The organism is Pseudonocardia sp. McavD-2-B (assembly GCF_024124365.1).
Classification (GTDB): domain Bacteria; phylum Actinomycetota; class Actinomycetes; order Mycobacteriales; family Pseudonocardiaceae; genus Pseudonocardia; species Pseudonocardia alni.
In genome coordinates, this window is sequence record NZ_JAMXSG010000256.1 from 1 (window position 1) to 8,605 (window position 8,605).

The following is an 8,605-nucleotide window of genomic DNA, read 5'->3' on the forward strand; positions in this document are numbered from 1 at the left end:
GGCCGCCGACGCCGACAGCGCGCCGCCGGGCTCGTCGCCGGAGGCGGCGGACAGGATCGCGTCCACCTCGTCGGCCTGCTGCAGCACCCGCAGCGCCTGCGGGGGCATCCCGCCGGGCCACAGCGCCTGCGGACGGCGGCGCAGCCAGGCCGCGATCTCCTCGCGCACGCCGGGCCGGTGCCGGGCCACGCCCAGGTCGGTCAGCGCCGCGGCGGCGGCCCGCACCTGGCCGCGCAGCTCCCGTTCGGCCTCGTTCAGCGCCACGTACTCGGGAACCGGGCCGGGGTCGGCGACGGCGTGCGCGGTCCAGCGGACCACCCCGTCGGCGATCGGTGACGGCACGACGCCGAACCCGGCGTCGGCGAACAGCACGCCCTCGCCCGCGGTGATCGCGGCGTCGGAGAACGGGCCCGGGCCGGGCAGGCCGCGCACGTCCCCGGGGGCCGGCAGCACCAGCCGGGCCTGCCCGCGCGGGGCGCCGCGGCGGACGGCGGCCAGCAGCATCGCCGTCGAGGTCGGCGCAGATCCGGGTCCGGGCAGTCCGGTCGTGGCGGCGGTGACGTCGTCGGCGGCGAGCACGTCGTGCGCCTCCGACCACGGCGCGAGCGCGTCGAGGACGTCGTCGGGTGCGGCGGACCCGGCCAGCCAGGCCGAGGCCCACACGGCGAAGGTCGTGGAGGCACAGGACACGGCGGTCAGGCTAACGGCCCGTCCGGCGTCGCACACCCGGCACGTGGGTGACGCAGCGCTACGAGGGTCACGCTGTGCGTGACCACCGGAGTGTGGGCGTGTCGTGCCGCGGTCACCGACCGGCGTCGACCGATACTGGCTCACCATGAGCCGGACCCACGATTACCGGGGCATGTTCGACACCGCGGGCACCCGTGCGCCGCGGGAGAGCCGGGTGACCGAGGTCGCCGCCGAGCCGGGCCTGGTCGTCGAGGACCCGGCCAGCGGTTTCTGCGGTGCCGTGGTGACCGTCACCGGCTCGGAGGTGACGCTGGAGGACCGCTTCGGCGGCCGGCGGATCTTCCCGCTGCGCCCCGCCGGTTTCCTGTACGAGGGCCGCCCCGCGACGCTGGTGCGGCCGCAGGCCGCCCCCGCGGGCCGCACGTTGTCCGCGTCCGGCTCGGTGCACGTCGCGAACCTGAAGGCGCGCACCGCGCGCGCCGCCCGGATCTGGGTCGAGGGCCTGCACGACGCGGCACTGGTCGAGCAGGTGTGGGGGCACGACCTGCGCGTCGAGGGCGTGGTCGTGGAGCCGCTGCACGGCGTCGACGACCTCGCCGCCGCGGTCCGCGACTTCGCCCCGGGCCCGCACCGGCGCCTCGGCATCCTCGTCGACCACCTGGTGGAGGGCACGAAGGAGACCCGCCAGGCCCGCGAGGCCTACCGGGCGACCCGCGACGCGCAGCAGCACGTCCTGGTCACCGGCCACCCCTACGTCGACGTCTGGCAGGCCGTGAAGCCCTCGGTCGTCGGGATCCGCGAATGGCCGGTGATCCCGCGCGGCACCGACTGGAAGACCGGGGTCTGCGCGGCGCTGCGGTGGGGCGAGCCCGCCGACGGTGCCCGCCGGGTGCTCGGCGCGGTCCGCAGCTACCGCGATCTGGAGACCCCGATGATCGGCGCGGTCGAGCGCCTCATCGACTTCGTCACCGCCGAGGGGACCTGACCCCGACACCGCGGGCGAACTCCGGCACCGACCGGTAACGATCGGGCCAAGCGGTGCGGATCATCCCGACGAAACGCCGACGGGGAATCGGACATTCTGGCACCCTGGGGCCCATGGATCCGGCACTGATCTGGCTGCTCATCGGTCTCGTACTGATCGGCAGCGAGGTCGTGTCCGGGGAGCTGTTCCTCGTCATGCTCGGCGGCGGCGCACTCGCCGCGGCGGCCGGTGCCGCACTCGGGTTGACGCTCCTCCCGGCCGCCGGGGTGGGCGGCGCCGTCGCGGTACTGCTGCTGCTGGCCGTGCGACCGGTGGCGAAACGCAGGCTGGCCGAGCACATGGGCACGCTCGATCGCCACCAGGACCGGTTCGTCGGCGCCTCCGCCGAGGTCGTGCAGCGCGTCGACGGCGAGCGCGGGCAGGTGCGGATCGGACGTGAGGTGTGGTCGGCGCGGTCGATGGACGGGGTGGAGGTCCTCGAGGCCGGCGCCACCGTCACGATCCTGCAGGTGACCGGGGCGGCCGTGCTCGTCACCGGTCGGGGGGAGCTACCGCCGTCCTGACCGCCACCGCGGCGGGACGGCCACGACGCCCCGGGGACTCCGGGGCGACACGGGCGCCGGTTCTCCGGCGCGCAGGAGGGGAGAGCACATGGGCGCCGAGTTCATCATCGGCATCATCCTGCTCGCGCTGGTCGTGACGATCGTCGTCAAGTCGGTCGTCATCGTCCCGCAGGAGTGGGCCTACATCATCGAACGGCTGGGCCGCTACCACAGCATCCGGGAGGGCGGCCCCGCCATCCTGGTGCCGTTCGTCGACCGCACCCGCGAGCGGGTCGACCTGCGTGAGCAGGTCGTGTCGTTCCCGCCGCAGCCGGTCATCACGCAGGACAACCTGACCGTCAACATCGACACGGTCGTGTACTTCAAGGTCAACGACGCCAAGGCGGCGGTCTACGAGATCGCCAACTACATCGCCGGTGTCGAGCAGATCACCACCACGACCCTGCGCAACGTGGTCGGCGGCATGACGCTGGAGCAGACGCTGACCTCGCGCGACCGGATCAACACCGCGCTGCGCGGCGAGCTGGACGAGGCCACCGAGCGCTGGGGCATCCGGGTCGCCCGGGTCGAGATCAAGGCGATCGACCCGCCGCCCTCGATCCAGAACTCGATGGAACAGCAGATGAAGGCCGACCGCGAGAAGCGGGCCATGATCCTCACGGCGGAGGGCCAGCGGGAGTCGGCCATCCGCAGCGCCGAGGGCAACAAGCAGTCCCAGATCCTCACCGCGGAGGGCGCCAAGCAGGCCGCCATCCTCGCCGCCGAGGCCGAGCGGCAGTCGGAGATCCTGCGGGCGCAGGGCCGCCGGGCCGCGCTGTACCTCGAGGCGCAGGGTGAGTCGAAGGCGATCGAGAAGAAGTTCGCCGCGATCAAGGCCGGCAAGCCCACCCCGGAGCTGCTCGCCTACGAGTACCTGCAGACGCTGCCGCAGATGGCCGAGGGCGAGGCCAGCAAGCTGTGGGTCGTCCCGTCCGACTTCGGGAAGGCACTGGAGGGCTTCACCCGGATGCTGGGTGCGCCCGGCGAGGACGGCGTCTTCCGCTACGAGCCCAGCCCCGACGACGGCACCGTCTCCCGGCCCGCCGAGGACGACGGCGTCGAGGACTGGTTCGACACCTCGTCCGACCCGGAGATCGCCAAGCAGGTCGCGGCGGCCACCGCGGCGGCCCAGCAGGAGGTCCCGCCGGTCGGCTCGGACGTCCCACCGGTCCCCGGCGCCGAGACCGGCAACGGCGGCGGTGCGGCCCCGGCCCGGCTGGAGGCCTCCCGCGAGGTCCCCGGCATCGGCGCCCCGGGCGCGGCGCAGGGCCACCCGAACGGCCAGGAACAGCGCGGCTGACCCCCGGCCGCACCTCACCGTCGAACGGTGACCGCACCGCCCCGTCCGGCTCGCCGGGTGGGGCGGTGGCGCGTCCGGAGCATGCGCGATCTCCCTGGGCACCCCACTCAGGCCAGGACGAAGCCGTAGGGCAGCTCCAGGCGGTGCCGGTCGAGCAGCTCGGTGTCGGCCAGCAGCTCGCGGGTCGGCCCGTCGGCGACGACGGTGCCCCCGTCCAGCACGACGCTGCGGGGGCACAGCTGCAGCGCGTACGGCAGGTCGTGGGTGACCATGAGCATGGTCCGGCCCAGCCCCAGCAGCACCTCGGCCAGCTCGCGGCGGGCCACCGGGTCCAGGTTCGACGACGGCTCGTCGAGCACCAGGATCTCCGGGTCGCACGCCAGCACCGTGGCCAGCGCGACCCGGCGGCGCTGCCCGCCGGACAGGTGCAGCGGGGAGCGGTCGGCGGCGTCGGCCATCCCCACCGCGGCCAGGGCCTCGTCGACCCGCTCGCGCAGCGCGGGCCCGCGCAGCCCGAAGTTCGCCGGGCCGAAGGCCACGTCCTCGGCAACGGTGGGCATGAACAGCTGGTCGTCGGGGTCCTGGAAGACGATCCCCACCCGGCGGCGGATCTCGCGCAGGTGCCGCTTCTCCACCCGGAGCCCGCCGACCTCGACGGTGCCCGCGGCGCCGTCCCCGCCGCCGAGGATCCCGTTGAGGTGCAGCACCAGCGTGGTCTTCCCGGCGCCGTTCGGGCCGAGAAGCGCGACCCGCTCGCCGGGGGCGATCGTCAGGTCGACGCCGAACAGCGCCTGGTGGCCGTCGGGGTAGGCGAAGGCGAGGTCGGTCAGCCGCAGCGACGGCGGGCTCATGCGGCCACCCAGCCGGATCCGGCCAGCAGCACCGCGACCCCGGCGACGGTCAGCCCGGCCAGCCACTGCCGTGAGGTGGTCGGGGCGTCGCCCGACGGCGGCATGGTGCCGGTCCAGCCGCGCGACAGCATCGCCAGGTGCACCCGCTCGCCGCGTTCGTAGGACCGCACGAACAGCGAGCCGATCCCGCGGGCGGTCGCCCCGGCCTGCCACAGGAACCGCGGGTCGTGGCCGCGGGAGATCCGGGACAGCCGCATCCGGCGGGCCTCGCCGGTGATCACGTCGGCGTAGCGCAGCATCAGGGTGGCGATCGTGGTGACGATCGCCGGGGCGTGCAGGCGTTGCAGGCCGACGAGCAGGTCGCGCATCGGCGTCGTCGCCGCGAGGGTCAGCGAGGTCAGGACGCCGAGGGTGCCCTTGACCAGGATGTTCCACGCCCCGAGCAGTCCCGGCTGGGACAGCGTGAGGCCGAGCCAGTCCAGCGTCGGCGCCGGGCCGGTGAACGGCAGCAGCACCGCGAGCACCACGAACGGCAGCTCGATCACCGAGCGCCGCAGGATCCAGCCCGGGCGCACCCCGGCCAGGGCCCACACCGCGGCCAGCAGCAGCGCGAACCCGCCGAACACCGCGAACGCCTCGCGCGGGGTCGCGACCACGCACACCACCACCAGCAGTGCCGAGACGACCTTCACCTCGGGGGGGAGCCGGTGGACGGGGGAGTCGCGGTGCAGGTACAGCGGGTGCGCGTGCCCGGCGCCCATCAGCCGTCCCGGCGGCGCAGCAGCAGGAACACCCCGCCCGCGACGACGACCGTCACCAGCACCCCCGCCACCCCGGCGACGCCGGTGGTGCCCTCGCCGCCCACGACCGAGTACCCGGCGAGCGGGCTCGATGCCATGGCGTGGGCGCTCTCGTGGGTCGCGATGCAGGTGCCCTCCAGCCGCTCCTCGCCGTCCGGGGTCGCGACGGCGGTGCAGCCGTCCCGGGCGACGGTGTCCAGGCCGTCGGGGTCGGGGGAGGCGAAGGACGAGACCAGCCCGGCCACGACCAGGGACACGATCAGGAACCCGGCGAAGAACAGCAGCGGGCGACGGCGGGCGGTGGCGCTCATCGCGCACCCTCCTCGGAGGTCGAGCGGCGGGCCAGCGGGCGCCCGGTGCCGCGCAGCAGGTACACCAGGTCCGGCCGGGCGGCGGCCACCGCGCCCACGGTGGCCGCGGTGATCACGCCCTCACCGATGCCGATCAGCACGTGCAGCCCGCCCATCAGCGCGAACACCGTGCCGAGGGTGGCGCCGCCGGCGCCTCCGATCGCGTACTCCAGGACGAAGCCCATCGACGCGACGACGGTGTTGAGCAGGGCCGCGACGAAGGCGACGGCGACCAGCCCGCCGCGGGAACGCACCGCGAACCGGCGCAGCGAGCGCGCCACCAGCCAGCCGACGACCACCCCGATCACGGCCATGTTCGTGATGTTGAGGCCCAGTGCGGTGATGCCGCCGTCGGCGAACAGCAGCGCCTGCACGACGAGCACGATCGAGATCGCGATCATGCCCACCCACGGGCCGACCAGGATCGCGACGAGCGCCCCGCCCAGCAGGTGCCCGCTGGCCCCGGGCAGGATCGGGAAGTTGATCATCTGGACGGCGAAGACGAACGCCGTGACCAGTCCGGCCATCGGCGCGGTGCGGTCGTCGAGGTCCGCGCGGGCGCGCAGGACCGCGACCGTCAGCGCGATCACCGCGACGACGGCGAACAGCAGCGCCGTCGGGCCGTTCACCAGTCCGTCGCTCATGTGCATGGCGACCGCGTGCGTCTGCATCGTGCCCCCTCACCGGTCGGACCGGCCGCCACCCGGCCGGGTGAGGGGATTCAACGCGACGGCGGTGCTGCCGCAAAGGCCTGGCAGTAGATAGGCGACTGCATGTCCCGGATGTCCGGTATCGACCCCGCCGATCGGGGAGTCCGGGGTGCCGTCCGTCCGGGCGGCGCGCGGTCGGGCGCCCGCGGTCAGCGGGCGTCGGCCGACGCGGCCTCGTCGCGCTCGGCGATCAGCTTGTCGTCCTTGCGGGCGGCGATGCGCGAGACCTTGAACAGCGCCTTGCGCCGGGCCCGGCCCAGCGGCAGGGCGAGCCGGCCGATCCGCACGTCGATCGGACGGACGTCGAACACCCCGGAGTCGCCCAGCTCGTCGAACAGCAGCTGCTGCTCCTCGGAGATCTGCTGCTCGAACTCCGAGGAGACCGAGCCGCGAGCGACCCGGAACGCGGCCAGGGTCTCCGGGACGCCGAGGAAGTCGCCGTACTGGAGCAGGCGCATCCAGAGGTCGAGGTCCATGATGAAGCGCCGCTCCGGGCGCCATCCGCCCGCGGTGACGAACTGCTCGCGCCGGAACAGGACGTTGCCCGGCTCGCCGATCGGGTTCGCGCCGTTGCGGATGACCCGCCGCGCGACCTCGCTGCCCGAGTGCAGCCCGACCAGGCCGCCGCCGAGGCCGCGGCGCGGGACGATGACCCGGCTCTGCTCGTCGATCATGTGCCGGCGCGAGGCCACCACCGACAGCGACGGGTCGTCGCGCATCGGCGGAACCTGCAGCTCCAGGCAGCGCGGGTGCAGCAGGTCGTCGGCGCAGACCAGCTTCACCAGCGGTGCGCGGCAGAGCTCGACGGCGCGGTTCCAGTTGTCGCCCTGCGGCAGTGTCTGCCGGTTGCGCTCGACCCGGATCCGCGGGTCGCGGAACGAGGTCGCGATCTCCCAGCTCGCATCGGTGCTGCCGTTCTCCAGCACGACGAGCTCGAAGTCCCGCCAGGTCTGCTCCAGCACGCTGCGGATGGTCTCGGCGAGATAGGTCTCGCCGTTGTGGACCGGGATGCAGACGGACACGCTGGGCACAAAGCCGCCGGGCCTCATCGGGTACCTCGCAGGGGTGGAACGGATCGGACGAGCAGGCGGCGAGCCACGCTACCCGTCCCGGTCGGCGGGCCGGACGGCGGCGCGGACGAGCGACGTCCGAAGGGGACCATCGGGACGGAACGGATACGCACCGTGATCATCGGCCGGACGTCCCGCCGCTCGCCGCCCGACGATCACCGCTCGTCGGGCGGGGTCCCGGTGGGCCGGTCCCGCACCGCGGCGGCCCGGACGACGTCCGTAGTATCGGTCGTCGTGTTCGCGTGATCGGTCCACGCCGCGGCGACGGAGTCCGGAGGCCTTGCGCCGTCCGGGCGACACCCGATGCGGTGCGGGTCACGTAACGCGACCGACGGCGCCGGAGATAAGCCGGATGACCCCCGTTGTGGGGTAACGGATCCGGTCGATGTCGGCATCGTCGTCACGACCGGACACGCACTGCTCGCCAACCGCGCGCCAGGACCGATCGATTCGGGGGAGAGACCGGTGAACAAGCGCCCTGACCACGGACCACGTCGTCCGAACCAACCGAGGGTGTCGGTGATCGTGCCGACCCGCAACGAGGCACGGAACCTCGAGGTGGTCCTGCCGGCCGTCGCGGCCGTGCGTCCCGCCGTGTACGAGGTGATCGTCGTCGACGGCGACTCCCAGGACGGCACCGTCGAGACCGCACGCCGTGTCCTGCCCGGCGTCCGGATCGTCCGCCAGACCCGCAAGGGCAAGGGCAACGCGATGGCCTGCGGTTTCGCCGCGGCCACCGGCGACGCCATCGTCATGTTCGACGCGGACGGCTCGGCCGACCCGCAGGAGATCCCGCGCTTCGTCGCCGCGCTCGTCGAGGGCGCCGACTTCGCGAAGGGCAGCCGGTTCACCAAGGGGGGCGGCAGCGACGACATCACGTTGCTCCGCAAGGGTGGCAACGCCGGTCTGAACCTGATCGCGAACACGCTGTTCGGGACCCGCTACAGCGACCTCTGCTACGGCTACAACGCCTTCTGGGCCGACATCCTGCCGCTGCTGGAGCTGCCCGCGGTCGACATGCCGCCGCACCCGGACGGCGGGATGTACTGGGGCGACGGGTTCGAGATCGAGACGGTCCTGAACTGCCGCGTCGCCGCCGCCGGTCTGTCGATCACCGAGGTCCCCTCGGTGGAGAAGGAGCGGATGTTCGGCGAGACGAACCTGCGCACCTTCGCCGACGGCACCCGCGTCCTGCGGACCCTCGCCGCCGAGCGGCGGCGGGCCGGTCGCGACGACCGGCCCGCCGG

Annotated in this window: 10 protein-coding genes; 4 read left to right on the plus strand and 6 right to left on the minus strand. The window is 73.8% G+C overall.

The genetic code is table 11. The features are described 5' to 3' along the window. Nucleotides 1–690: hypothetical protein (locus tag NH602_RS24785; protein WP_253069039.1), on the minus strand; the 690-nt coding region annotated here is incomplete at its 3' end. A gap of 145 nt (nt 691–835) precedes the next feature. On the opposite strand from NH602_RS24785, the gene NH602_RS24790 reads away from it, so the two are divergent. The 3 genes from NH602_RS24790 to NH602_RS24800 all read left to right on the plus strand — a co-directional run bounded on the left by NH602_RS24790 (nt 836) and on the right by NH602_RS24800 (nt 3,577). Beyond that, nucleotides 836–1,675 carry a DUF3097 domain-containing protein gene (locus NH602_RS24790; RefSeq protein WP_179759807.1) on the plus strand — a complete coding sequence of 280 codons (840 nt, stop codon included), beginning with the start codon at nt 836–838 and terminating at the stop codon, nt 1,673–1,675. A 113-nt stretch (nt 1,676–1,788) separates the two neighbouring features. Further along, nucleotides 1,789–2,238 carry an NfeD family protein gene (locus NH602_RS24795; protein WP_073574791.1) on the plus strand — a complete coding sequence of 150 codons (450 nt, stop codon included), beginning with the start codon at nt 1,789–1,791 and terminating at the stop codon, nt 2,236–2,238. Nucleotides 2,239–2,326: 88 nt separating this feature from the next. Next, nucleotides 2,327–3,577, plus strand: coding sequence for an SPFH domain-containing protein (locus NH602_RS24800; RefSeq protein WP_073574792.1), 1,251 nt, complete (start codon nt 2,327–2,329; stop codon nt 3,575–3,577). Between the two features lie 107 nt (nt 3,578–3,684). Here NH602_RS24800 and NH602_RS24805 read toward each other — a convergent pair whose 3' ends face one another. The 5 genes from NH602_RS24805 to NH602_RS24825 form a co-directional block, all read right to left on the minus strand. Then, nucleotides 3,685–4,428, minus strand: coding sequence for an energy-coupling factor ABC transporter ATP-binding protein (locus NH602_RS24805; RefSeq protein WP_253069040.1), 744 nt, complete (start codon nt 4,426–4,428; stop codon nt 3,685–3,687). Continuing rightward, the gene (cbiQ, locus tag NH602_RS24810) at nt 4,425–5,189 is read right to left on the minus strand and encodes a cobalt ECF transporter T component CbiQ (protein ID WP_073574794.1); all 765 of its coding nucleotides are present in this window, start codon (nt 5,187–5,189) and stop codon (nt 4,425–4,427) included. Before cbiQ ends, NH602_RS24805 begins: the two co-directional genes overlap by 4 nt. Then, entirely contained in the window at nt 5,189–5,539 is a 351-nt protein-coding gene (locus tag NH602_RS24815; protein WP_253069041.1) for a PDGLE domain-containing protein, read from the minus strand. The genes cbiQ and NH602_RS24815 overlap by 1 nt, the downstream gene beginning before the upstream one ends. After that, on the minus strand, nt 5,536–6,249 hold the full coding sequence (locus tag NH602_RS24820) for an energy-coupling factor ABC transporter permease (protein WP_174565861.1): 714 nt from the start codon (nt 6,247–6,249) through the stop codon (nt 5,536–5,538). The genes NH602_RS24815 and NH602_RS24820 overlap by 4 nt, the downstream gene beginning before the upstream one ends. 188 nt (nt 6,250–6,437) lie before the next feature. Beyond that, nucleotides 6,438–7,319, minus strand: a complete 882-nt coding sequence (locus tag NH602_RS24825; RefSeq protein WP_253069042.1) for a glycosyltransferase — start codon at nt 7,317–7,319, stop codon at nt 6,438–6,440. A gap of 558 nt (nt 7,320–7,877) precedes the next feature. On the opposite strand from NH602_RS24825, the gene NH602_RS24830 reads away from it, so the two are divergent. Continuing rightward, nucleotides 7,878–8,605: glycosyltransferase family 2 protein (locus NH602_RS24830; protein WP_253069043.1), on the plus strand; the 728-nt coding region annotated here is incomplete at its 3' end.